Genomic DNA, 249 nt, shown 5'->3' on the forward strand with positions numbered 1-249 from the left:
CGACCGAGGGCTGGATGTCGATGGTCCGCAGCTCGGTCTTGAGCGCGCTGTAGCGGGCCCAGCTATTCGCCTCATATTCGGTGGTGAAGCTGTAGGGCGAGGTCACCGCCAAGCCGACCGCGACCCGGTCGTTCAGCGGGAAAGCGACCGCGCCCGAGGGGACGACACCGCGATTGATCGGATCGCTCGACACCCGGTTGCCACCGACCGGCTGGAAGGTCTGGCCCGGGCGGCGGATCAGCGTGCCGG

At 68.7% G+C, this 249-nt stretch carries 1 protein-coding gene; it reads right to left on the reverse strand.

The window, feature by feature from the left end; genetic code table 11:
• On the reverse strand, positions 1-249 hold a 249-nt coding region (locus AC3II9_RS22200; protein WP_489158910.1), incomplete at both ends, for an outer membrane protein transport protein.

Source organism: Lysinibacillus sp. RU7, assembly GCF_057837305.1.